The sequence below is a fragment of the Cryptosporangium aurantiacum genome (assembly GCF_900143005.1).
In the GTDB taxonomy this organism is placed as follows: Bacteria; Actinomycetota; Actinomycetes; order Mycobacteriales; family Cryptosporangiaceae; genus Cryptosporangium; species Cryptosporangium aurantiacum.
Window position 1 is genome coordinate 340,104 of sequence record NZ_FRCS01000002.1, and the last position, 22,993, is coordinate 363,096.

The 22,993-nt window shown below is 70.8% G+C and carries 24 protein-coding genes; 7 read left to right on the forward strand and 17 right to left on the reverse strand.

The features are described 5' to 3' along the window. Positions 1 to 11: 11 nt before the first annotated feature. The 6 genes from BUB75_RS08360 to BUB75_RS08385 all read right to left on the reverse strand — a co-directional run bounded on the left by BUB75_RS08360 (position 12) and on the right by BUB75_RS08385 (position 6,938). Positions 12 to 1,562 (reverse strand): fused MFS/spermidine synthase, encoded by a 1,551-nt coding sequence (locus BUB75_RS08360; RefSeq protein WP_073253824.1) that lies wholly within the window; start codon positions 1,560 to 1,562, stop codon positions 12 to 14. A 12-nt stretch (positions 1,563 to 1,574) separates the two neighbouring features. Further along, positions 1,575 to 2,333, reverse strand: coding sequence for a DUF4230 domain-containing protein (locus tag BUB75_RS08365; protein WP_084740515.1), 759 nt, complete (start codon positions 2,331 to 2,333; stop codon positions 1,575 to 1,577). A gap of 130 nt (positions 2,334 to 2,463) precedes the next feature. After that, the gene (locus BUB75_RS08370) at positions 2,464 to 3,462 is read right to left on the reverse strand and encodes an MHYT domain-containing protein (RefSeq protein WP_218617378.1); all 999 of its coding nucleotides are present in this window, start codon (positions 3,460 to 3,462) and stop codon (positions 2,464 to 2,466) included. A 320-nt stretch (positions 3,463 to 3,782) separates the two neighbouring features. Further along, entirely contained in the window at positions 3,783 to 4,688 is a 906-nt protein-coding gene (locus BUB75_RS08375) for an MHYT domain-containing protein (protein WP_073253831.1), read from the reverse strand. 247 nt (positions 4,689 to 4,935) lie between these two features. After that, positions 4,936 to 5,598 (reverse strand): response regulator, encoded by a 663-nt coding sequence (locus BUB75_RS08380; protein ID WP_073255144.1) that lies wholly within the window; start codon positions 5,596 to 5,598, stop codon positions 4,936 to 4,938. 14 nt (positions 5,599 to 5,612) lie between these two features. Then, the gene (locus BUB75_RS08385) at positions 5,613 to 6,938 is read right to left on the reverse strand and encodes a sensor histidine kinase (RefSeq protein WP_073253835.1); all 1,326 of its coding nucleotides are present in this window, start codon (positions 6,936 to 6,938) and stop codon (positions 5,613 to 5,615) included. Between the two features lie 314 nt (positions 6,939 to 7,252). Here BUB75_RS08385 and BUB75_RS08390 point away from each other — a divergent pair, with 314 nt between their 5' ends. Together BUB75_RS08390 and BUB75_RS08395 are read left to right on the forward strand one after the other, a co-directional pair. Then, complete coding sequence (locus BUB75_RS08390; protein WP_073253838.1) at positions 7,253 to 7,852, forward strand: DUF1707 domain-containing protein; 600 nt, start codon at positions 7,253 to 7,255, stop codon at positions 7,850 to 7,852. Between the two features lie 156 nt (positions 7,853 to 8,008). Then, positions 8,009 to 8,236, forward strand: coding sequence for a DUF397 domain-containing protein (locus tag BUB75_RS08395; RefSeq protein WP_073253841.1), 228 nt, complete (start codon positions 8,009 to 8,011; stop codon positions 8,234 to 8,236). A gap of 63 nt (positions 8,237 to 8,299) precedes the next feature. Here the strand turns inward: BUB75_RS08395 and BUB75_RS08400 are convergent, their stop codons facing one another. Next, the gene (locus tag BUB75_RS08400) at positions 8,300 to 9,481 is read right to left on the reverse strand and encodes a DivIVA domain-containing protein (RefSeq protein WP_073253845.1); all 1,182 of its coding nucleotides are present in this window, start codon (positions 9,479 to 9,481) and stop codon (positions 8,300 to 8,302) included. A 141-nt stretch (positions 9,482 to 9,622) separates the two neighbouring features. After that, entirely contained in the window at positions 9,623 to 10,294 is a 672-nt protein-coding gene (locus BUB75_RS08405) for a DedA family protein (RefSeq protein ID WP_073253848.1), read from the reverse strand. Between the two features lie 164 nt (positions 10,295 to 10,458). Between BUB75_RS08405 and BUB75_RS08410 the strand changes: the two genes are divergently transcribed. Beyond that, on the forward strand, positions 10,459 to 11,937 hold the full coding sequence (locus BUB75_RS08410; protein ID WP_073253851.1) for a glutamate-cysteine ligase family protein: 1,479 nt from the start codon (positions 10,459 to 10,461) through the stop codon (positions 11,935 to 11,937). Here the strand turns inward: BUB75_RS08410 and BUB75_RS08415 are convergent. The 3 genes from BUB75_RS08415 to BUB75_RS08425 form a co-directional block, all read right to left on the reverse strand. After that, positions 11,860 to 12,705, reverse strand: a complete 846-nt coding sequence (locus BUB75_RS08415) for a lysophospholipid acyltransferase family protein (RefSeq protein ID WP_073253855.1) — start codon at positions 12,703 to 12,705, stop codon at positions 11,860 to 11,862. The two genes, BUB75_RS08410 and BUB75_RS08415, sit on opposite strands and share 78 nt — an antisense overlap. Continuing rightward, the gene (locus tag BUB75_RS08420; protein ID WP_073253858.1) at positions 12,705 to 13,481 is read right to left on the reverse strand and encodes a GNAT family N-acetyltransferase; all 777 of its coding nucleotides are present in this window, start codon (positions 13,479 to 13,481) and stop codon (positions 12,705 to 12,707) included. The genes BUB75_RS08415 and BUB75_RS08420 overlap by 1 nt, the downstream gene beginning before the upstream one ends. An 81-nt stretch (positions 13,482 to 13,562) precedes the next feature. Then, on the reverse strand, positions 13,563 to 14,381 hold the full coding sequence (locus BUB75_RS08425; protein WP_073253861.1) for a DUF2470 domain-containing protein: 819 nt from the start codon (positions 14,379 to 14,381) through the stop codon (positions 13,563 to 13,565). Positions 14,382 to 14,444: 63 nt separating this feature from the next. Here BUB75_RS08425 and rpsD point away from each other — a divergent pair, with 63 nt between their 5' ends. Then, complete coding sequence (gene rpsD, locus BUB75_RS08430; RefSeq protein ID WP_073253864.1) at positions 14,445 to 15,059, forward strand: 30S ribosomal protein S4; 615 nt, start codon at positions 14,445 to 14,447, stop codon at positions 15,057 to 15,059. Positions 15,060 to 15,217: 158 nt separating this feature from the next. On the opposite strand, the gene BUB75_RS08435 is transcribed toward rpsD, so the two are convergent. Next, the gene (locus tag BUB75_RS08435; RefSeq protein WP_073253868.1) at positions 15,218 to 15,715 is read right to left on the reverse strand and encodes a DUF4870 domain-containing protein; all 498 of its coding nucleotides are present in this window, start codon (positions 15,713 to 15,715) and stop codon (positions 15,218 to 15,220) included. A gap of 538 nt (positions 15,716 to 16,253) precedes the next feature. Here BUB75_RS08435 and BUB75_RS08440 point away from each other — a divergent pair. Continuing rightward, entirely contained in the window at positions 16,254 to 17,246 is a 993-nt protein-coding gene (locus BUB75_RS08440) for an esterase/lipase family protein (RefSeq protein ID WP_073253871.1), read from the forward strand. A gap of 55 nt (positions 17,247 to 17,301) precedes the next feature. On the opposite strand, the gene BUB75_RS48085 is transcribed toward BUB75_RS08440, so the two are convergent. The 4 genes from BUB75_RS48085 to BUB75_RS08460 form a co-directional block, all read right to left on the reverse strand. Next, positions 17,302 to 17,931, reverse strand: a complete 630-nt coding sequence (locus BUB75_RS48085; protein WP_073253875.1) for an ACT domain-containing protein — start codon at positions 17,929 to 17,931, stop codon at positions 17,302 to 17,304. 80 nt (positions 17,932 to 18,011) lie between these two features. Beyond that, a complete protein-coding gene (locus tag BUB75_RS08450; protein WP_073253878.1) occupies positions 18,012 to 20,087 on the reverse strand; it encodes an MMPL family transporter in 2,076 nt (691 codons plus the stop codon). A 119-nt stretch (positions 20,088 to 20,206) separates the two neighbouring features. Further along, positions 20,207 to 20,479 carry a hypothetical protein gene (locus BUB75_RS08455; RefSeq protein ID WP_073253881.1) on the reverse strand — a complete coding sequence of 91 codons (273 nt, stop codon included), beginning with the start codon at positions 20,477 to 20,479 and terminating at the stop codon, positions 20,207 to 20,209. 7 nt (positions 20,480 to 20,486) lie between these two features. Next, positions 20,487 to 20,819 carry an ArsR/SmtB family transcription factor gene (locus BUB75_RS08460; RefSeq protein WP_073253885.1) on the reverse strand — a complete coding sequence of 111 codons (333 nt, stop codon included), beginning with the start codon at positions 20,817 to 20,819 and terminating at the stop codon, positions 20,487 to 20,489. Between the two features lie 201 nt (positions 20,820 to 21,020). Between BUB75_RS08460 and BUB75_RS08465 the strand changes: the two genes are divergently transcribed. Further along, positions 21,021 to 21,416 carry a YidH family protein gene (locus tag BUB75_RS08465; protein ID WP_425430868.1) on the forward strand — a complete coding sequence of 132 codons (396 nt, stop codon included), beginning with the start codon at positions 21,021 to 21,023 and terminating at the stop codon, positions 21,414 to 21,416. Beyond that, the gene (locus BUB75_RS08470; protein WP_073253889.1) at positions 21,413 to 21,727 is read left to right on the forward strand and encodes a DUF202 domain-containing protein; all 315 of its coding nucleotides are present in this window, start codon (positions 21,413 to 21,415) and stop codon (positions 21,725 to 21,727) included. Before BUB75_RS08465 ends, BUB75_RS08470 begins: the two co-directional genes overlap by 4 nt. 9 nt (positions 21,728 to 21,736) lie before the next feature. On the opposite strand, the gene BUB75_RS08475 is transcribed toward BUB75_RS08470, so the two are convergent. Next, entirely contained in the window at positions 21,737 to 22,963 is a 1,227-nt protein-coding gene (locus BUB75_RS08475) for an extracellular solute-binding protein (protein WP_178379802.1), read from the reverse strand. Positions 22,964 to 22,993 lie beyond the last annotated feature (30 nt).

A 22,993-nucleotide genomic window follows, 5' to 3' on the forward strand; every position in this document is an offset into this window, starting at 1 on the left:
CTGGTAGACCGTCATGAACGGTACGGCGTGACAAGTTGGTCGACCGGCGCGAAATCGTCGGTCAACACGGCTGCGTCGCGGATGAAGCCGGTGAGGTCGGTCCCGGCGACGATCTGCACCGCCGGAGCCCGCTTGGCCAGCATCGATACCAACGCGTCCAGCGGCAGCGGCGACTGCGAGGCGAGCACCACGAGGTTGCCTCCGCGGCCGGTGAACGCCCCGGGTTGTGCGACCAACGCCACGTGCCGGAACCGATCGGCGAGGGTGGCGACCTCGGCCTTGACGAACGAGAGCGGGCCGTGGTCGATCAGGTTGACCGCGTACAGGCCGGTCGGCGTCAGGGTTCGGTCGACGTCGGCCGCGACCTGACTGGTCGTGAGGTGCCACGGCACGGCGACGCCGCCGAACGCGTCGCCGACCACCAGGTCGTACCGCCGGTCGGGCTGCTCGGTGAGGCCGACCCTGGCGTCCTCGACCCGGGTCCGGATCCCGTCGCCCTCCCGGAGCCCCAGCTGCTCCCGGTCGAGCTTCAGGACGCCGGCGTCGATCTCGTAGACCAGGCTCTCGCTGCCCGGCCGGACGGCGTCGAGGTAGCGGGGCAGCGTGAGCCCGCCGCCGCCGAGATGTAGCGCCCGGATCGGCGTCCCGGCCGGGCGGAAGACGTCGGTGGCGGCCGCGATCACCCGCAGGTACTCGAACTCCAGGTGGGTCGGGTCGGCCAGGTCGACGTAGGAGTGGCGGAGCGTGTCCAGCTGCAGCACCCGGCCGGTGGAGCGGCCGGGGTCGGTGGTGACCCCGGCGCAGTGGTACGCGGTCTCCAGCTCGCACGGGTTGGGTGCCGCGGCGGTCGCGGCGAGCCCGAGGAGCGCCAGGACCAGCAGCCCGGCCACCCGGCGCCGACCGGTCTTCTGCCCCGCCGGAGCGTCGTCGGTGGCGGTAGGCCGGACGCGGCTGCGGCGGCCGAGCCACCCGACGACCAGGCCGGTGCCGACCAGGACGACGCCGAGGCTGGTCAGGATCGTCGTCGTCGGGACCATCGCGACCAGCACGAAGCCGGTGCCGAACGTCGCGACGATCGAACCGATCGTGCCCAGGCCGGAGAGCCGTCCGACGATCGTGCCGGTCTCGTCCAGGCTGGCGAGGCGGGCCTTCACCACGACCGGCGGCACCGCGGACAGCAGTGCCGCCGGTGCGAACACCGCCGCCGCGGCGACCAGCAGGACGCCCGACGCGTCACCGCCCTGCACGGCCGCGCCGACGAACCGGACGAGCGGCGTCACCGCGAAGACCAGCGCGCCGCCGCCCAGCAGCAACGGCCCGAGCAGAGCGGAGGGCGGCAGCCGGTCGGCCACCGCCCCGCCCATCCAGGCGCCGGTCGCGATCGCGGCGAGCGCGACCCCGATCACGGCCGTGTTGGTCTCCAACGTGATGCCGACGTACGGCGCGATCAGCCGCAGGCTCAGGATCTCCAGCACCAGCACGGCTCCGGAGGCCAGTACGACCAGGACGCCTGCGAGTACAGGGCCGGGCTGCCAACGGGGGGTTCCGTCGTTCGCGGTCACCGCTTCATTTGATCAGGTTCCGGTGAAGGTCACCGTGACGGTGGTGAACCCGAGTGACTTCAGCAGCCCGGCGAGCATCGCCTTCGTGTTGGCCTGCGCCCGCTGGGCCAGGTCGGTCTCCTTCGCCGCGTCGGCGATCTTCGCCTCCGCCGCCTTGTAGACGTCCCCCAGCTTGTTCGGGTCGTCGTCGAACAGCGACTTGAACCGGTCGATCACACCGCGTTCCTGGGCGAAGACGTAACTCTTCTCCTGGTCCAGGTTGACCTTCTCCAGTGCCGGAGCGGGCAGCCGCAGCGAGACCGAGCGGCGATCGTCGGACATCGTCAGCGCGTCGCTGGTGACGCCGGAGAAGTCGACGTACGCGTCGACGGTGCCGACGCCGACGAACAGCGTCCGCTGGCCGAGGATCGACGAGGGTACGTACTTGGTGTCCTTCTCCAGGTCGACGACCACCTGGAACGTGCCGGTGGCGGCCTGGAAGCGCGCGAGGTCCTGGATCGATTTGAGTACCACCGGCCCGGAGCGGTCGACGGTGCTCTCGGCGAGTGGCCGGTCGTCGCTGTTCCACCAGGAACAGGCGCGGAACGAACCGACGCCGACCAGCACGATCACGGCCAGCAGGATCAGGCCCCAGATCCGGGACCGGCGGTCCATCCGGCGGTCGGCCTCAGGTACCCCGGACGGCAGGGGGCGCGCCGGAGTCTCCTTCGGCGGCAGCTCGGGAAGCGGTTCAGTACGAGCGGTTCCGGACTCGTGCTCGTCGTGGGGCATGGTCGCTCACCTCACCCGGTCGTCGGCCGGCGATGTCACCGGCCGGTGACAATGGGGAGCTACCCGCCCGGCGGTGTGGACGAACCCCCGGCGCCGAGTTCCGACGGTAGGGCTACCGCGCTACTCCCCCTCACCAGGAGCTGGAGCCGTTCCGCCCACCGTCGGAGGAGTCCGCCGCCCACGGGGAGGAACCCTGCTGATCGGCGCCGGGCTGCTGCCGGAGCGCGGCCCACCGGGACGGTCCGGGATCCCCGTCGACCGGCGGCTGCGCCGGCCACTCCGGCCCGCTCCCTGGCCCGGCCCACTGCGGCTGAGGCTGCCGCTCGGGCGCTTCGGCGGACCAGTGGACGCCCGTGCCGGTGCCCGTCCCGGCGCCCGCGGCCGTGCGCGGCGTCCAGAACGAATCGCCCTCGCTCGGCTGGGGCCTCGACTGCCGCCGGCTCTCGCGCGTCCTGGCGTCCTCGTCGATCGGCGTGGAGAGCGCCGAGTACAGCAGAACGACGACGATGATCCCGGCCAGGCCGGCGATCACCGGGAGTGCGGTGGTGACGTCGACGCCGTCGGCCGCGCTGTGGGTGTTGTCGAGCGTCACCCGCGAGGCGGCCATACCGACGTAGTGCATGCCGTTGACGGCGACACCCATGATCAGCGCCGCTCCGGTGATCAGCCAGAGGTTGCGCGCGACGACCGTGAACCAGAGTGCGGCGCTGGCCGCCACGACCGCGATCACCAGCGACAGCGCGACCAGCTTCGAGTCGTACCCCACGGTGCCGTTCAGCCGCATCGCGGCCATGCCGGTGTAGTGCATACCGGCGACGCCGAGGCCCGCGAAGAGACCACCGGCGAGCACCCGCCACCACCGGAGCTGCCCGGTGCCGAGGATGAGCAGGCCGATGCCGACCACGACGACCGCGAGCAGCGCGCTGAGAACGGTCTGCGCCACCGAATACCGAACGTCACTGCCCTCGACCGAGAACCCGAGCATCGCCAGGAAGTGCATCATCCAGATGCCGGTGCCGCCGATCGAGACGGCGCTCAGCGTCAGCCATCCGAACCGCTTCGCTGCTGTGCGTGCCTGCCGGCCCCGGGCGGTGCAGACCAACCCCAGCAACGAGCCGAGAACTGACACACCGTAAGCAAGAGCGGGCGTCAGCCAGCCGTAAGCAAAGTGATGGACTTCCGCCATCGAGACCCCTCCCAGATGGGCTCGAAAACCCGACGTTCGCGCACGTCAACGGGTTTCTCAAGGCCCAAATCGGACCAACTCGGAGGGTGTCGACCCGGTTACTCCATGGCGATAGACATAGTCGATTTAAGCGAACAGTCCCACAGGAATCTCATTGAGATGCCTGAATAACAATTACGATGCGCAGTGTGCGGTAGATCACGTCCGCTGTCCCTTTTTCGCCGCGACGCGCGGTTTCCGCGAGCGAACGCAAACACGCGCCCTCAGCGCGGAACGAACGCACTGCCCGGCGTCGGTTCGGCGGGGGCGTCGTCACGCAGCGCGACCGTGTGCCGGAGCTGGGTCCGCATCGTCGCCCGGGTGGGACGCGCGGCCGGCGGCGGCTCCTGCTCGTCGCACTCCCGGAGCAGCCGCGCCATCAGGGCCTCCGCCGCGCGTTCCTCGGCCGCCGGCGCGGACAGCGTCGCGTAGAGCAGCGCGATCAGCACCGTGCCCACGATCACCGCGCTCGGGACGAGCAGCGTCGTGACGTCCACACCCTCGACCCGGCCCCGGCCACCGACCTCGCGCACCGAGGCCGCGAACATGCCGGTGTAGTGCATGCCGGTCACCGCGATCGCCATGATCGGCGACGCGGCCGCCAGCGCCGGGCGGCTCTTGATCACGATCGTGAACCAGAGCGCGACGGTCGCGGCAACCACCGCGATCCCCACCGAGAGCGCGACGAGGAACGGGTCGTACTGCACCGCGCCGTCCAGCACCCGCATCGCGGCCATCCCGGTGAAGTGCATGCCCGCGACGCCCAGACCGGTGACGACGCCCCCGACGAGCACCTTGAGCATCGACGGCCGGCCCAGACCGACGACAAAGATCCCGACCGCGACGATCCCCACCGCCATCAGCGCGCTCAGCGCGGTCAGCGCCGGGTCGTAGAAGACGAACGTGTTGGAGACGGTGAAGCCGAGCATCGCCAGGAAGTGCATCAGCCAGATGCCGGTCCCCCCGATCGAGACCGCACCGAGCGCGAGCCACCGCACCCGCCAGGCGACTCGCGGGGTCTCCCTGGCCCGCGCCGTGCAGATCAGGCCGAGGAGGCAGCCCAGGACCGAGACTGCGTACGAGAGCACCAGCGTGATCAAGCCATAGGTGAAGTGATGGACGTGGGCCACAGCCCTCTCCTTCGCACGGGTGCGCCCCCGTTGCGACTCGTCACCTCCGGGTGGTTGAGCAGGGCCGAAGCCGGAAGGACCGGGGCATCGTGACCCAATGCCGACGGTGCTCGCAATCCGCGACAGACAACTGACCCCACAGCGGTATGAATGAATTCTTTTCGACCGGCGATCGCTGAGGTCGCCAGGCCTTGAGGAAGGCCGGAGGTCGAAAAGAGTTCACGGGTGGCACCAGTGGGAACGGCGCTCAGTTCGTGCGGGGCCGGACCAGGCCTGTTTCGTACGCCAACACGACGAGCTGCGCCCGATCGCGCGCGTTCACCTTCGCCATCGCCCGGCTCACGTGAGTCTTCGCGGTGGCTGGCGAGACCACCAGCCGCTCGGCGATCTCCGCGTTCGACAGCCCGGCCGCGACCAGCGCCACGACCTCGCGCTCCCGGTCGGTGAGCACGTCCAGGTCGGCGGCGGGCGCCGGGCGCCGGAGCTGACCGGCGAACTCCGCGATCAACCGGCGCGTGACCCCGGGAGAGAGCAGCGCGTCGCCGCGCGCCACGACCCGCACCGCCTGCACCAGCTCGACCGGCTCGGTGTCCTTCACCAGGAACCCGCTGGCCCCGACCCGGATCGCTTCGAAGACGTACTCGTCCAGGTCGAACGTCGTGAGGATGACGACCTTCGTCGCGGCCAGGCGAACGCTGGCGGTGATCCGCTTGGTCGCCTCGAGCCCGTCCACCCCCGGCATCCGGATGTCCATCAGCACGACGTCCGGCGCCAGCGCCTCGGCCAGGCGGGCAGCCTCGGCGCCGTCCTTGGCCTCGCCGACCACGGCGATGCCGGGCTGGGCGTCCAGCAGTGCCCGGAAGCCGGCCCGCACCAGCGCCTGGTCGTCGGCGAGCAGGACTCGGATCAGGCCGTCCTCGTCACTCATGCGGCACCGTCCAGTGGCAACTTCGCGCAGACCCGGAACCCGCCGTCCGGCCGCGGACCGGCCTCCAGCGTCCCACCCACCGACTGGGCTCGCTCCCGCATGCCTGGTATCCCGTTTCCGCCACCTTCCGGTGGCTGTTCGAAATCGATCCGGACGTCGGACGACGCCTCGTCCTCGTCCTGGGGTCCGTCGTCGTCGATGCGGACGACGAGCAGGTCCGCGCCGTACTCCAGGGTGACCACCGCGGGCACCGGTCCGGCGTGCCGCCGCACGTTCGTCAGTGCTTCCTGGATGATGCGGAACGCCGCCAGGTCGACCCGCGGCGGCAGCGGACGCGGTTCGCCGACCTGCTCCGCGGTGACCTTCAGACCGGTGGCGGTGGCCCCGGCCAGCAACTCGTCGAGCCGGCCGATCGTCGGGGTCGGTTGCCGAGGGGCGTTCTCGTCAACGCCCCGGAGCGCGTTCACCGTCGCGCGCAGCTCGACCAGAGCGTCCTTGCTGGACTGTTTGATCGCGGCGAGCGCGCTGCGCAGCTCCGCGTGCTCGGCGGCGGTCATCTCGACCGGCTCCACGGCGTGCTCGGCGGTGCGCGCGTCCATCAGGTGCAGCGCGACACCGGACTGGACGCTGATCAGCGAGAGGTGGTGCCCGAGCAGGTCGTGCACCTCGCGGGCGATCCGCAGACGCTCGTCGGAGACCCGGCGCCGCTCGCCCTCCTGGCGGCTGCGCTCGGCCTCGATCCGGCGGGCCCGGTACTCCAGGGATCGTTCCCGGCCGGCGCGTCCTGCCTCGGTGCCGACCAGCACCAGAGCGGTCCAGAGCGCGGCCGCGATCAGCCCGCCGATCGGTACGCCCGGGCCTTCCCCGACGAGCTGCTCGGCCACCGTGAACGCGGCGTAGCCGACGCCGGCGATCGTCCAGGCGACCCAGCGCCGGGTCGCGAGCAGCACGGCGTGCAGCGCCACCAGCTGCGCGAAGAACACCGGGCCGGGCGGATAGCCCAGCAGGTAGTACGCCGAGATCACGAGGCTGACCAGCACCGCGACCGGCACCGGCGCCTTCCGCCTGGCGCCGAGCAGCAGCGGCGCGGCGATCAGCAGGACCCATCCGCGCGCGTCGAGCGGGTGGTAACCGTCGAGCGTGCGGGAGACCAGGAACGTGCCGAGCAGCGTCGCGATCAGGATCCCGACGACGGCGTGGGCGGCCGGGGACGGACCGCGGTTCTCCCACCGGTCCTGGTCCTGGTCCGGGTTCCAGTCCGGACGGCCGGGCGGGAACCCGCCGTGCGGGCCGCCCCACTCGCGGGACCGACGGTCGTCCATCCGCGTCTCCCAGCGGACCTCCCAGCGCTCACGCGCACGAGCACGGGCCTGCGCGCGTCGGCGGGCCCGGGCACGCCGGTGCTCACGGTGTCGGTCGCCTCCCATACTCGCGACCGTAGGCCAGCTTCCGCCGCCGGTCATCGGCCTGGAGGGGCGACGCACGTACGCCCCCTGGAGTACGTGCCCGCCCGCACTGCGCCCAGCGGCGCAGTGCGACGGCAGCCCAGCAGCCGACGCAATCCGCTCCCGCCCGGCTGACCATGAGAAGTGTCGGCAAGCACCCCATCCAGCCGGCCGGACGAACGGAGACAGACATGCCCGCCGACCAGACCCCACGGCCCCCGTCCGATGACCCGCGCGGCGAACCGCCCCGATTCGATGCCGAGCATCCGGGCCCCGGTCGGATCCGGTCGTCGTCGGCTGAACGGGAGCGCATCGCCTCGATCCTCCGCGCCGCCGCCGAGGCCGGGCTCCTGACGCTCGACGAGGCCGACGAGCGGATGGCCGCCTGCTACCAGTCGCAGTTCCGGGACGAGCTGGCGCCGCTCGTCGCCGACCTTCCCAACGGCGGCCGCGGTCTGATCCCGCCGGACCCGGAGGAGCAGGCCAGGGAGCGTCGCACCGACCGCGACGACCTCCTGCGCCACTTCACGTTCGTGGGCGTCGTCAGCGTGGTGCTGATCGGGATCTGGGCGATCGCCGGCGCCGGCTTCTTCTGGCCGGCGTGGCCGCTCGGGTTCCTGGCGCTGACGCTGGTGTTTCACGCTAAGCATCGGAAGCACCGCCGGATCTGGCGGGAACACCTCCGCGAGCACGGCGGCCGGGTCGAGTTCCGCGCCCATCGCAGTCACGGGTGCGGACGAGGTTCCCGTGGCCAGTGGTGGGCCGAAGAACACTCGTCCCGTACCTGGTAGATGGGGTTCCCGACGTCCGGTCCCGCGTTGTTCAACTACTCATGGCAGCGGTCCGGCCGGAGCCGCTGCGGTGCGCACCAGAGGTGTGATCGACGGTGTACCCTCTGCGCGTCAGCTCCCTTCCCTGATTACAGGGAGTGCAGAACCGGAGGAGAAATGCCCCAGGTCGACCTCTCCGCCGCCGAGTGGCTGCGCAGCTCGCGCAGCGCGGACGACGACGGTCCGACCGTCGAGGTGGCGTTCGTCGGTGACCAGATCGCCGTGCGCGATTCCACCGATCCGGACGCCGTGCTGCTGTTCACCCAGGCGGAGTGGGACGCGTTCCTCGCCGGCGTGAACGGCGGCGAATTCGACCTCGACGAGGAAGGCGAGCTCGCCAACTGAGCCCGCTGCCGCACACACGAACGGACGCCGAGCCTGCACTGGCTCGGCGTCCGTTCGTGTGGGTCAGCTCTCGGCGCTGACCCGCGGCGGCTGGGCAGCGACCCCGGGGGCGTTCGGGTGCGGACCGACGCCGTTGTTCGGAGCCGCCGCCTGACCCGGCTGGGGCTGGGGCTGGGGCTGGGGGGCGCCGCCCGGGCCGGGAACAGCCAAGCGCTGCGTGGTCGCCGAGGGGGACGCCACGCCGGACGGCTGCTCCGGAGCTTCTCGCTCTAACGTGTCGTCGGCGTCGTCCTCGCCGAACAACCCGCCGCTCCCACCGGTGAGCCGCGCCACGGCCTCCCGCAGCCGGGTGATCTCCTGCTTGATCTGCTTCCGCCGGTTGTCGAGCTCGGCGACGATCCGGCGCGCCTCGGCGACGGTCTGCTCGGCTTCGGTCTTCGCCTTCGAGCGGATCGACTCGGCCTCGGCGCGCGCGTTCGTGATCGCCTGCTCGGCCTGGCGGCGGGCCGCGTCGGTGGCGGCCCGAGCGGCCTCGTCGGCCTTGCGCCGGACGTCCGCCGACTGCGCGTCGGCCTTGGCCAGGACGTCCGCGGCGTGCTTCTCGGCTTCTCCGCGCACCCGGGCGGAGAACTGGCTGGCGTCGTCCTGAACGCGGCGGGCGTCGGCCTTCGTCCGCTCGCGCAGTTCCTCGACCTCGCGGTCGGCCTCGGCGCGGATCTGGGTGGCTTCCTGCCGCAGCACACCGGCCTGCTGCTCGGCCTCGACCACCAGCTTGTCGGCGTGCGCGGTCTTCTGGGCGTACTCCGCCTCAATGGCCTCGCGCCGCTCCGCGAACGCCTTCTCGACCCCGGCCTTGACCGCCTCGATGTCCTGGTCGGCCTTGGCCCGGATCTGGTTCGCCTCGGCCTCGGCCCGCTGACGGATCTCGGCCGCTTCGTCTTCGACCATGGCGAAGATCTGTTCGACGCGCGTACCGAGATGCTTGTACGAGGGTTTATCGACGGTGGGCCGTCGCTGGACGTCCACGATCTGGTTCTGCAGCTCGGTCACCTGCGCGGCGAGCGCATGATTCTGGGCCAGCGCATCGTCCCGGCGCGCGGCGAACTGCGAGAGTTCGCTCTCGAGCTGGGCGATGTACCGATCGACCTGACGCCGGTCGTATCCGCGGAGAGCGAGGTCGAACGTGACCTCGGCGGACGCCGGATCGCTGAGGGTGAACAGGTTCTGCTCTTCGCCGTGGGCCATACGCTCTATCCAAACATGATCGTCCAGGCTCACTGGAGTGCTTGGCACCGACGTGTGACGCGTGTTCAAAACTGTGCGACGCACTACCGCTGCACAGCAGCGGGATCCGGCCTGACCAGCGTCGATCCTTACGGACCGTGTTCAGCGATCGGAGTGAGCGCGCGCCCGGCGCGCCGCCAGCGTGCGTTTGCCGACGAACCAGGCCACAGCCAGCACGATCGCACCGATCACGACGGCGTTGAGAAGATCGCTGTAGTCACCCACCGTGCTCCACCGGCTGCCGAGCTGGTAGCCGAGCACGACAAAAATCGTGTTCCAGACGCCACTGCCGATCGTCGTATAGAGCACAAACCGCCACAGCGGCATCCGCTGTACCCCGGCCGGAATCGAGATCAGGCTTCGAACGACGGGAATGATCCGACCGATCAGCACCGCAGTTCCACCGTGTCGGTCGAACCAGCCCTGCGCTCGGTCGAGGTCGCTCTCGTGCATCAGGGGTAGTCGCCGCAGCAAGGCCCGAATCCGCGCGTCGCCGAGCCAGGCGCCCAGCGCGTAGAGCGCCAGCGCGCCCAGCACCGAGCCGACCGTCGCCGCGATGATCACCGTCCTCACGTCCATCCGGCCGGTGCCCGCCAGATACCCGGCGAGCGGCAGGATGATCTCGCTGGGCACCGGTGGGAACAGGTTCTCCAGCAGCACCAGGAGGCCCACGCCGAACGGGCCCAGAAGCTCCACGACGTCCACCACCCAGCCGGACAGCCCGGTGAGTTCGTGGGGTTCGCGCGCGCTCCCGCCGGCCAGAGCGGGGACCATTTCTGCCACGTGCTGCACACCTTTCACCCGATGCGGCATTCCCACTTCGCAACGGGTTACCCGGGTGTATTGGTTCCGTAGCGAGGGCTACATCACGCGTTCCCCGTGATCGACAACGGGTACTTGCTGAGTGAGACCGATGCCCCCTGACCGAGGAGAGCCGCATGGGTCGGGACGTACCGGCGGTCGAATTCACTCGTGACGACCGCCGCCGCTACCGCGAGAAGGTCCGGGCCTGTCTGGACGTTCTCGCCAGGATGCTGGCCGAGTCCCGCTTCGACTTCGACCGGCCGCTGTCCGGGCTGGAGATCGAGCTCAACCTCGTCGACGACGCGGGTCGGCCCGCCATGCGGAACGCGGAAGTGTTGAGCGCGATCGCCGATGACCAGTGGGCCACCGAGATCGGCCAGTTCAACCTGGAGATCAACATGCCGCCCCGGCGGATCGGCGCGAACGGGCCCGGTGCGCTGGAGAAGGAAGTTCGGGACGCGCTGAACCACGCCAACGATCGGGCCCAGACGGTCGGCGCCCACCTCGCGCTGATCGGCATCCTGCCGACGCTGCGCGAGTCGCACGTCAGCCTGGAGACGCTGTCGGCGAACGAGCGCTACCGCCTGCTGAACGAGCAGATCTTCGCCGCGCGCGGTGAGGACCTGCCGATCCGGATCGACGGCGTCGAGCGGCTGGACACCTACGCGGACAGCGTCGCGCCGGAGGGCGCGTGCACGAGCGTCCAGTTCCACCTGCAGGTGAGCCCGGCCACGTTCGGGTCCTACTGGAACGCCGCGCAGGCGATCGCCGGTGCCCAGGTCGCGCTCGGGGCGAACGCGCCGTACCTGTTCGGGCGCCGGCTCTGGGCCGAGACCCGGATACCGCTGTTCGAGCAGGCGACCGACACCCGCTCGGCCGAGCTGAAAGCGCAGGGCGTCCGGCCGAGGGTGTGGTTCGGCGAACGGTGGATCACCTCGGTGTTCGACCTGTTCGAGGAGAACTCGCGCTACTTCTCGGCGCTGCTGCCGCTGTGCGAGGAGGAAGACCCGGTCGCGGTGCTCGACTCCGGCGGGACGCCGAAGCTCGGCGAGCTGACGCTGCACAACGGCACGGTCTGGCGCTGGAACCGTCCGGTGTACGCGGTGGTCGACGGCTGCCCTCACCTGCGGGTCGAGAACCGGGTCCTGCCGGGTGGCCCGACCGTGGTCGACATTGCGGCGAACATGGCGTTCTACTACGGCCTGATCCGGGCGCTGGTGGATTCGGAGCGGCCGGTCTGGAGCCAGATGTCGTTCGCGGCCGCCAGGGAGAACTTCCAGGCCGGTGCCCGCGACGGGATCCACGGACGGCAGTACTGGCCGGGGGCGGGTGAAGTCCCGATCTCCGAGCTGGTGCTGCGCCACCTGCTGCCGCTGGCGGCCGAAGGCCTGGACGCCTGGGGTGTGTCGGCGGACGAACGGGACCGGCTGCTCAACATCATCGAGGGGCGGTGCCTGACCCACCGGACCGGCTCGGACTGGCAGATCGCCACCGTCGAACGGCTGGAGCGATCCGGGCTCGACCGCGACGAGGCGCTACGCCGGATGACCGTCGAGTACCTGGACCACATGCACTCCAACGCGCCCGTGCACACCTGGCCGATCGACGCCTGAGACCAGCGTCGACGCGGCCGTGGCGAGCATTCGGCGCCCGCCGGTCGGCGGGAGTTCCGCGTGGCAGCGGACGTCGGCCACGAGCGCCCGAGCACGCACGACCCGCCAGATCGACGTGACGAGCGGGTCGTCGCCGACGAACGCCGGCGCGGTGGACAGCCGGTCGCCGATCCGATAGCGCAGCGTCACCGGCTCCACCGGCGCACCGGCGTCGATCGCCGCCTGGAACAGCGCCGGGCGGAACCGGCCGGACGCGGCGCCGCACCAGGTGGTGCCCTCCGGGAACGCCAGCACCCGGGCGCCGGACCGCAGCGCGCTCCGCACGTCGGCGACCGTTCCGGGCAGCGTGGAGAGGCGCTGCCGGTCGATGAAGATCGTTCCGGCGCGGGCGGCCACCGTCCCGATCAGCGGCCACTCGCGCAGGTCAGCCCTCGCCACCATGCGTCCGGGTCGCACCGCGCCGAGCACGATGACGTCCAGCCAGGAGATGTGGTTCGCGACGACGAGCGCACCCGCCGGTGCCCGGGCGGGCGAGTCGACCGCGACCCGGATGTCGAGCGTCCACAGCAGGATCCGGCACCAGCCCCGGACGACGTCGGCGCGTCGGTCGGCGGGCAGCAGCGGGTAGAACACGGCGAGCAGGAGCGCGGCGAACAGCACCCCGACCACGGCGACCAGCCGCAGCACGGCCGCGGGCACCGAGATCCGCTCCTCGTCGGTGCCGAGGCAGCGAACCGCGCACGGCGAGTAGGGCGCCCACGCCGGCATCACGTGTCGGCCCCGAGGAATCGCCGCAGGTAGCGCGGGTCAGCGTCGGCGAGCGAGAGCAGGACGAAGAAGTCCGCGGTGCCGAACGCGGGGTCGTGGGCGGGCGGCCCGCAGACCTTGGCCCCGAGGCGCAGGTAACCGCGGAGCAGCGGCGGAACCAGCGACGTCCGCGGGGCGACGTCGGAGCGGACGGGCCACGGCTGCCGCGGTTCGACGCGGTAGGCGTCCGACGCGAAGTGCTTCGCGCTGACGACGCCCCAGGTCGCGGCCGCCGCTTTCCCTCCGTCGGCCAGCGACACCGAGGCGCAGCCGGCCAGCCAGCGGTGGCCTGCGAGGTGGAGGTAGCGGGCGATGCCCGCCCACATCAGCCCGATCACGGCGCCGGTGCGGTGCTCCGGGTCGACGCAGGAGCGACCGGCCTCGACGAGTTCCGGACGCAATGCGGCGAGCCGGTCGAGCCGGAACTCTCCATCGGAGTAGAGCTCGGCGCTACGGCCGGGCGGGAGCATGCGATAGGTGCCGACGCACGCACCGGTGCGGTCATCGCGGATCAGAAGGTGGTCACAGAGCGGGTCAAAACGGTCGGCGTCCACCCCGGATCCGTCGATCTCCGCGCCTAATTCGTCGGCGAAGACGCGGTACCGCAGTTCCTGGGCGGCACGGACCTCCGCCGGTTCGGTCGCGAGGACCACCGAGTACCCCGGTGTGCGGCCGGGGCCGACGAGCGCTGCCGGCCCGGCTGCAGCGGGCGCGGAGACGAGTACACGTGGAGGCATGCGGGAGGTGTAACGCGCGCGCCACCGCGGACGGAAGGAACAGCCGACAGGACGGCGTGGACATTCCGTGAACAGTTGACCTCAGTACGCGTGAGTGTGCGACTCCGGACGGCAGCGACAGCAGGCAAGCAGGTGGAACACCTCGGCCAGCTCCTTGAGGTCGCTGATCGGGTGCCGGAAGCCGGCGCGGATCCAGCGCTCCTCCCCCGCGACGTCGACGCCGAGCGTGAGCCCGTAGCGGTCGAGCCGGAGCGCCCTGGCGCTGCGGGCACCGGGGACCGCGGTCTCCCGTGCCTGCGCGCAGAGTTCGGCGAGCAGGTCGTCGTGGTGGTCGGCGAGGTCGGCGAGGAGCTTCTGCTCGTCGGGGCCGAACGGGTCGGGCTCGGCGTCCAGGAACGCGTCGACGTCCACGTCGACCCGGCGGAGCCCGTCCGGACCGGTGTCCTCCGCGTCGTAACCCGGCGTCGCCCACTCGATCTCGGCCAGGTCGAGTCGGTACAGGACGCTCCCCCGGCCGACGTCAAGCAGCTCGCCCACCGCGTTGACCTCGGCGAAATCCATCGCGGTGCGGTGCGCCGCGATGCCGGTCAGCCGCGTGGCCCAGCCCGACATCGTGATCCGCCCGCGCCACGGGCTACCCGAAACCGGCTGCCGGTCGGCGACCATCAGCTGCGCCACCGCGTCACCGTCCGCGGCCACCGGACGCAGTGCACGGTCCACCGGGCTGTCCTCGGCCAGGAGCAGCAGGACGCGTCCCATGCGGTCGGTCACGTGGGTCACCGCGAACTCGGTCGCGCTCGACGCGGAGGAACCACCGCCCGGCCCGCACTCGGTCCGGATCCGGGCCGGTAGGTGTCCGGCCGCCAGCGTCCGGGCGATCTCCGCCGGGGTCGGTTCCATCACGCCTCCAAATTACGGTTAGGCTCACCTTAGTTAGTGGAGCCTAACCCAGAAGGGTGATCGATGAACAAGTCCCGGCCGAAGGTCCGGCTGTCGCGGGCGCTGGGGATCCCGCTCACGCCGAAGTGCGTGGAGTACTTCGAGCGACGTCCGTATCCGCCCGGCGACCACGGCCGCCGTCGCCGCCAGCAGAGCGACTACTCGCTGCGGCTCCGGGAGAAGCAGCGGCTGCGCTTCCAGTACGACGTCGGCGAGAAGCAGCTACGCCGCGTCTTCGACGAGGCGGCCAAGAACCGCGCGGGCAAGACCGGTGACGTGCTGGTCACGCTGCTCGAGCGTCGGCTCGACGCCACGGTGCTGCGCGCCGGCTTCGCCCGGACGATCTACCAGGCTCGCCAGTTCGTCACGCACCGGCACATCACGGTGAACGGGCGTCGTGTCGACCGGCCGTCGTACCGGGTGGAGGAGGGCGACGTCATCCAGGTGCACGAGCGCAGCCGCCCGATGACGCCGTTCGTGACCGCCGCCGCAGGCGCGCACGTCGGCTCCGGCCCGACCGCGCCGTACCTCGACGTCTCGGTGAGCACGCTGACCGCTCGGGTGCTGCGCGATCCGCTGCGCTCCGAGATCCCGATCACCTGCAACGAGCAGCTCGTCGTCGAGTTCTACTCCCGCTGACGCGCGGTTCCACCACGCGAGCCGATCAGCCTGAATCGATCGGCGGCCGGAGCTGATTCCGGTCTACCGCGGCCGAGTAGCCGCGGTGCGGGAGCGACGCGAGGGCGGCCCACATCCGTTCGGATGGGGCCGCCCTCGAGTCGTCTTTGTCGTGCGGATCAGCGCAGGAGCGCTAAGCCGACCGGGTAGCGGTAGCGCTCCCCACCGGCGGCGGAGAACGCGGCGAGCACGGTCGTGAGCAGCCAGGCGAGCACCAGCGGCACCAGGAACAGCGCCGCGAGCCCGAACGTCAGGACGCCGAGGAGCAGCGTCGGCGCCAGCGCGGCCAGGAACGCGAGCTGGAAGTTCGCCGCGGCCAGCGCCTGCTCGCGGACGTAGAGCGACCGCTCGCCGATCACGCGGGAGATCACCAGCGGGCCGGCCACGCTCGACACCACCCCGGAGAGGTGGGCGAGAACCATCCAGGCACGCTCGCCCGGAGCCGGCGTGTACTTACGGTAGGCAATCCGCTCCACAGTGGCCGGGCGGGGTGCCGTCGCCACCGTGGCAGTCGCCACTCGCTCCGGAACCCGCGGGGACGCGACCGGGCGCCGGGTCGGGCGCGGCCGACGCACTGGCCGGGCGGTGCCGTCCAGTACCGGCGTCATCACGCTCATCCGAATCCCTCCTCGGCTTCCCGGACGGTTCTCGTCCGGCATGCGCCCATCGTGCTCGCGGACCATGCCCGAGTGCGTCAGGGATCCCACTGGTTCTAGCCCTGGCGAAGTACCCGACCGAACCCCGGGGACACCCCCGGGGGGACGTGAACTCCCCCACCCCATCCAACCGCTGGCAAGCGAAAACGATGTCAACCGAACGACAACAATTTCATGGCGCAGAACACAGGCCGGATCGACACTCTCCGTAGTTGGTCCATTCTGGATCTGCCGACCGTTCCACCTCGAGTCTGAAGCAACGATCGCCGGCAGCCAACTGAAATTGGGACAGAGGCAGGATGTGTACCAGCGGGCCCTCCGGCTTGTCACCCGGATGAACAATCCGGCGCGCGCGCTCACCGGCGAACCGATAAAGAGTCGGCCCGAACGCGCTCGGGAAACAATTCCTGACCAGCACTGTTGTCAATTCGATCAGTATTGCGACTGCATTTACGTGGTGTTAATTTGCCCCCGCCTAATACGCCACGGAGGTACTCAAATGCGTCGCAAGCTGCTCGGCTCGATGATAGCTGCGCTCGGCGCCACCGCGACTCTGCTAGCCGGAGCCCAGCCCACCCAGGCCGCTCCGTTGCCGGTGAACTACAACTGGCTGGCCGAATTCCTGCCGAACATCGGCAACTACCAGCAGGCCCCGCCGGGGGCGATCACGGTCTCCCGCAACGCCGACGGGAAGCTGCCGGCCAAGTGCACGTCGTCGCAGCACCCGGTCCCGGTCCTCCTCGCGCACGGAACGTGGGAGAACCAGAACGACAACTGGCGAGCCCTTTCGCCGTACTTGAAGAATGCCGGGTATTGCGTCTACACGTTCAACTACGGTGGGGACGACAACGCCGCGTTCCAGGGCACCGACGCCGTTCCGTCGAACGCCAAGGAATTGGCTCGCGTCGTCGACAAGGTCCTCCAGGTGACCGGAGCGCCGAAGGTCGACATCGTCGGTCATTCGCAGGGCGGAATGATGCCGCGCTGGTACATCAAATTCCTCAACGGTGGTTCGAAGATCAACAAGCTGATCGGCCTCTCCCCGTCCAATCACGGCACCACGCTGTGGGGCCTGGGGAACCTCGGCAAGGCGATCGGGCTCGGCTCCACGGTCACCGAGAACGGCGGCGTCGTCGACGGTGCCTTCGACCAGATCGAGGGCTCGGCGGTCCAGCAGAAGCTGGCCACCTGCTCGACCGGCCCGGCCCAGGACGTCTGCGTGAACGACACCGTGAAGTACACGGTCATCCAGACCAACGGTGACCAGGTCGTCACGCCCCCGCAGAACGCGTTCCTGATCGCGACCGACGCCCAGAAGGCGAGCAAGCAGATCACGAACATCCTGCTGCAGGACGTCTGCATCCTGGACGCCTCGGAGCACCTCGCGATCACCTACGACAGCGTCGCGTTCCAGCTGATCCTCAACGCGCTCGACCCGAGCACCGCGAAGCAGCCGGTCTGCAAGCTGATCACCCCGTACGTGGGTGGCTGACCACCCCTGACGAACAGACCGCCCCGGAGTGCAGGCCGGGGCGGTCTGTTCTTTGTCAGCGAGAAACGACGGCTTTGCCCACGATCGCACCGACGATGTCGGCCAGCACGGTCAGCCGCGTCAACTCGACCTCGTGGAACGCCGGCGCGTGGTCGCGGGCGATCACCAGCACGGTCGACGTCCCGTCGAACGGCGTCGCCGCCAGGTGCGTGCCGCCCGGCAGGCTGACCGTCCGCGGCCGGAGCGGGGTCAGCGCGGGAAGCGGGGGCTCGGCGGGCGCCTGCCAGCTCGCCGTGACCACGCTCGGCGACGGGTCGGTCTCCACCAGCGCCGCCCACTCCGCGCTGAACAGCGCAGGAGCGGCGTCGACCAGCGTGGCCAGCCCGCGTCCGGGGTTCACCGCGACCTGCGAGAGGACCACCAGGTCGGGGAACGCTCCCGGCGGCTCGACGGTCTCCCAGATGCCCTCGACCCGGACGCCCGGCGCCGCTTCCAGCCCGGCGGAGACCCGGTCGCGGACCGCCGGGTTCGCCACCGACACCGTGAACTCGTCCAGCGCCCGGCCGGACACGCTCTCCAGCACCGTCACCTGCAGGATGTCGGCACCGGCCGAACCGAGAGTACGGGTGACGGCACCGAGCGCGCCGGGCCGGTCCGGCAGCGAGACCCGAACCCGTAGCAGCATCCCAACCCCCATCCTGACCAGCGACATCACTCAGCCTGCCACGGCCGGGTTACCGACGTGTTGCTGCCCCGGCTCACCTACTACGGCTGCTTGGGCCACCAGGTCGCCCGGCCGACGTCGAGTGCCAACGCCGGTACCAACAGCGTCCTGACCAGCAGCGTGTCGAGCAAGACCCCGACGGCCACCAGTAGGCCCATCGCGAGCATCCCGACCAGCGGCATCCCGAGGAAGACCGCGAACGTGCCCGCCAGCACCAGACCGGCGCTGGTGATCACTCCGCCGGTGGTACTGAGCCCGACCAGCACGCCCTCGCGGTGCCCGCGGCTCGCGACCTCCTCGCGCACCCGCGTCATCAGGAAGACGTTGTAGTCGACGCCGAGCGAGACCAGGAACAGGAACCCGAGCAGCGGCAGCGAGTAGTCGACCGCGCTGACGTCGAAGACCGACTTCAGGATCAACGCCGTGCCACCCAGCGCGGCCAGGAACGACAGCACGTTGGTGACGATCAGCAGCAGCGGCGCGACGAGCGAGCGCAGCACCGCGATCAGGATCAGCGCGATCGCCACCAGCGCAAGCGGGATAACCACCCACCGGTCCCTGGCGGCGGTCTCCCTGGTGTCGAGCGTCGACGCCGTCCGGCCGCCGACCGCGGCGTCCGCCTCGGGCAGTTCGGCGAGCGCGGAGCGGAGCCGCTGCACGGTCTTCTCGGCAGCGTCGCTGTCCGGCGCGTCGGTCAGCACGACCGGGACCAGCACCAGCTCACCACCGCGCACCACCGCATCCACCCGGGCCACGCCGTCGGTCGAGCGTGCGGCGGCGACCACCGCGTCGGCCGAGCCTGCCGCCGCGACGATCTGGGTCGGCTCGGTGGCGCCTGCCGGGTAGTGCTTCGCCACCAGCTCCTGCCCGCGGACCGAGTCCGGTGGCGTCTTGTACTGCTCGGCGTCGCTCGCGCCGAGCGTCATCGTGGTCAGGCCGAGCGTCAGCGCGACCAGGAACACGGCCGCGGACATCCAGAGCAGGCGCGGCCTGCGGCCGACGGCCGCGGCGACGGTGTCCCAGCTCAGCAGCCGGCCACGGACGGGCTCGCTCCCCACCCGGGGCACCAGCGGCCAGAACGCCCAGCGGCCGACGATGACGAGCAGCGCCGGGAGCAGCGTCAGGATCACGATCGCCGCGCAGGCGACGCCGACCGCGCCGGTCGCGCCCAGGCTCCGGGTCGAGTTCTGGTCGGCGGCCAGCAGGCAGAGCAGACCCACGACCACGGTGCCCGCGGACGCCAGCACGGCCGGCGCTGTCCGGCGGAGCGCGGTCGCCATCGCGGCGTGCCGGTCGGCGTGCCGACGCAACTCCTCGCGGTAGCGCGAGATCAGCAGCAGCGCGTAGTCGGTGCCCGCGCCGAACACCAGCACGGTGAGGATGCCGCCGCTCTGCCCGTTGACCGGCAGGTCGGCGTGCTTCGCCAGCAGATACACCACCGCGGTCGCCAGCTGGCTGCCGAACCCGACCGCCAGCAGCGGCAGTATCCACAGCACCGGGCTGCGGTAGGTCAGCAGCAGCAGGAGCGTGACCACGCCGACGGTGGCGAGCAACAGGTTCGCGTCGAGGTCGTCGAAGACCGAGACCGAGTCGTAGAGGTTGCCCGCCGCTCCGGCCACGTGCACGTCGACGCCGTCCGGCGCGGAGTCGGCGACCCGGTCCCGCATGCGTTCGACGGCGCCAAGCGGGTCGTCGTTGTTGCTGACCGGCACCACGTACATCAGTGCGGCCCCGTCGTCCGACGGGATCGGACCCTCGATGCCTCCGGTGCCGAGGGCTTCCAGAGCCGAGCGGTCGGCGGTGATCGCCGTCCGGTCCGCCGCCGTGAGCCCGCCGTCACGGGCGTAGACGACGACGGCCGGCAGCAGGTCGTCCTGCTGGAAGCGGGGCAGCAGTTCGGCGACCCGGGTCGACTGCGCCTCCCGGGGCAGGAACGACGTGACGCTGTTGTCCTCGACCTCGGAGACCTTGCCCGCGAACGGGCCTGCGCCGATCAGCACGACCACCCAGAACAGGACGACGAACCACTTGCCGATCCGCAGGCGCGACTTCCGGTCGGTGCCGCCGGCCGACGCGTCGTCGACCTGCTGCGGGGCATACTTCGGTGGGGAGTTCATGGCTCTCCTTCAGTGGAATGGGAGTTCCGCTGGGTGGGTCGTCGGGTGGCAGCCCGACGACCCACTGCTTTTGTTCGGTGCGGACGCGGCGGTGGCAGCCGCCGCGTGCACTTTCGGGGTCAGCCCACGTCGCGCAGGAGCTTCTCGATCGCCGCGACCCGCGCGCGTACCTCGGTGACGCCCTCGGCGATCTCGCGCTGCCCCGCCACTAATTCGGCGAGCGTCGCGCGGAACTCCTCGAGCGCCTCCGCGTTCTCCTTCTTCAGGTCCACCGCGATCTCCTTCCGGATGCCGTGGATCACCGCGACCCGCCCGGTGGCGAAGATCTGCCAGGCGATCACGGCGGCGAGCAGGAAGCCCCCGCAGGCGACGATGGCTACCGGCCACTCCATCGACGCCTCACCGCCCCTCGTCGGCGGGGCCGCTGAGCGTGCGGGCGGCGGCCGCGATCTGCCCTGGGGTCAGCCGCAGGGCGAATGGCGTCACCTCGACGTATCTCATCGCTTTTCCGTCCTCCGAGACCTCGTGATGGCCCGACACCAACCCGGCGGCCTCCAGCCGCTGCAGGTGCATGTGCAGCAACGGCCTGCTCATGCCCATCTCGCGGGCAAGCCGGCTGACGTAGTTCCGCCCGGCAGCGAGCGTTGCCACGATGCGGAGCCGATGCGGGTTCGCCAGTGCGCTCAGCATCAGCAGCAGCTCGTCGCCGGTGGGTTCGGTGAGTTCTTCCATATGTCAGAAAACTCTGACAGGTGATCGCTAGAGCTGTCAACACAAAGGAATTCCGGACAGCAGGAGCACAAAAGGGGAGAGCCACCGCGTGCCCTTGCGGACTAAGTCGCCGGCACCGAAGTACCGGCAGAACGGGTGGCCCTCCTCGGACCTAGGTTCCCGCCGCGCGGGTAAGTTCAAACTCGCCCCGAGTCCGGAGGTATGGCGATGGCCGATGACGTGCGACTACGCCAGGCCGACGAAACAAGGCCTACCGATCCGGGGGACGAACTCGACTACCGCTTCACGCTGGCGAACGAACGGACGTTCCTCGCCTGGATCCGCACCGCGCTCGCCCTGGTGGGCGGTGGGCTCGCGGTCGACCAACTGCTGCCGGACCTGGGCCCACCGGCGTTGCGCGTCACGATCGCCGCCGTTCTGCTGATCCTCGGCGCCGCCACCGCCGTGCACGCGGCGGTCCGCTGGGTCCGGATCGAGCAGCACATGCGGTCCGGCCGCGACCTGCCCGCTTCCCTCTACCCGAGGGTGCTCGCCGCGCTGCTCGCGGTCGGCGCGGCGCTACTCGTCCTGGTCGTCGTCCTCGGCGCGGATCAGTGACGGCCCAGCGGCGCCCGCCGGGGCTGGCCGCCGAGCGCACGGCGCTGTCCTGGGTGCGGTCGCTGACCGGCCTCGTCGGCGTCACGCTGCTGCTGTCCCGCGGGCTGCTGATGCACTGGCCGGTGCTGCCCGCCGCGATCGTCGCCAGTGGAATCGGGGTGTTGGTGCTGGCTGCGTGCATCCTGGGCGAGCGGCGGTGGCTGGCGCTGCGTCGTCCCCGACCCGGGCCGCCGCACGGGTCGGTGGTCGTCGCGATCACCGCGGGCGCGCTGCTGGTGGCCGCCGTCGGCGCGCTCGTGCTGGCGCGCTGATTTCTGGCGCTAGCCGACCGCCCGTTTCCAGGCCTCGACCCAGGCCGCGTAACTCGTGCAGGTCGTGCCACGGCCGTCCCGGCAGTCGACCAGCGGTGCGGTCTGCATGGCGATCTTCGCCCAGAACGGCTCGTCGGTCGCGTGGTATGTGCGGCACCACGACTTGTCGGCCGTGCGGGCGCACGCGGCACCGGTCGACGGCGCCACCCCGATCCACTCCGCGACCTGCGCGTTCACGGTGGGGCTGAGCACGTGGTCCATCCACTTGTACATGCAGTTCGGGTGCGGCGCCTTCGCGCCGAGCATCCAGGTCGTGGACGCGCCGGTCGAACCCTCGGCCGGGACCGCCGACTGCACCGGCGCGCCGTTCGCCTTGGTCAACTGCGCGATCGCCAGGCTGGTCTGCCCCACCGTCACGCGCTTGGACGTGAACGCGGGCACCGCCTGCCGGTAGTCCGTCCAGTACCCGCCGGCCAGCGTGCGCTGCGCCTTCAGCGTCTCGACGACCGCGTCCAGCTGCGCTTCGGTCAACGCGTACGGGCTGCGGATGCCGAGGTCCGGCCGCGCGGTCTTCAGGTACAGCGCGGCGTCGGCGATCGTCATCGGCGTCTCCGGTGCGGTGACCTGCCCGCGGTACGGCGAGTTCGCCTGGTAGACCGGCCCCCACGACGTCAACGGCTTGCGGACGACGTCGGTGCGCCAGAGCAGGACGTTGGCCGAGCGTCCGACCGGGACGCCGAAGCGGACGCCGTCCACCGTGTACCAGGGTTTGTCCTTCAACCCCGGCGCAACCTGCGCGTAGCCGGGCACCAGCGCGGTGTTGACCGGAGCCACCGTGCCCTGGTTCACCAGCCGGAGCGCCACATCGCCGGTCGCCGCGACGCCGTCGTAGCGACCGCTGGCCATCAGCGAGGCGGTCTGGTCGGGGCCGCTGGTCAGCGTCACCTCGACCTTGCAGCCGGTGGCCTTGGTGAACGGCGTCACCCAGTCCGCGGCCTGGTCGGTGCGACCGGCCTCGACGTAACCGTCCGGGGCGACCAGGTTCAGGGCGCCCTCGGTCTTGCCGAGGCCGGTCGCCGGACCCGCCGTGGGGACCGTGAACTTCGTCGGCGACGCGACGGGCTTCTTCCCGTCGTTGTCACCGGTGCAGCCCGCGAGGACAACAGCGGCGACGAGTGCGGTGGTGAGTATTCGGGCGGACGTGGGGGGCTCCTGGCGTCGGCGTGACCGAGTCACCCCAGTTTGCCAGCGCCCTCCCGACGCTCC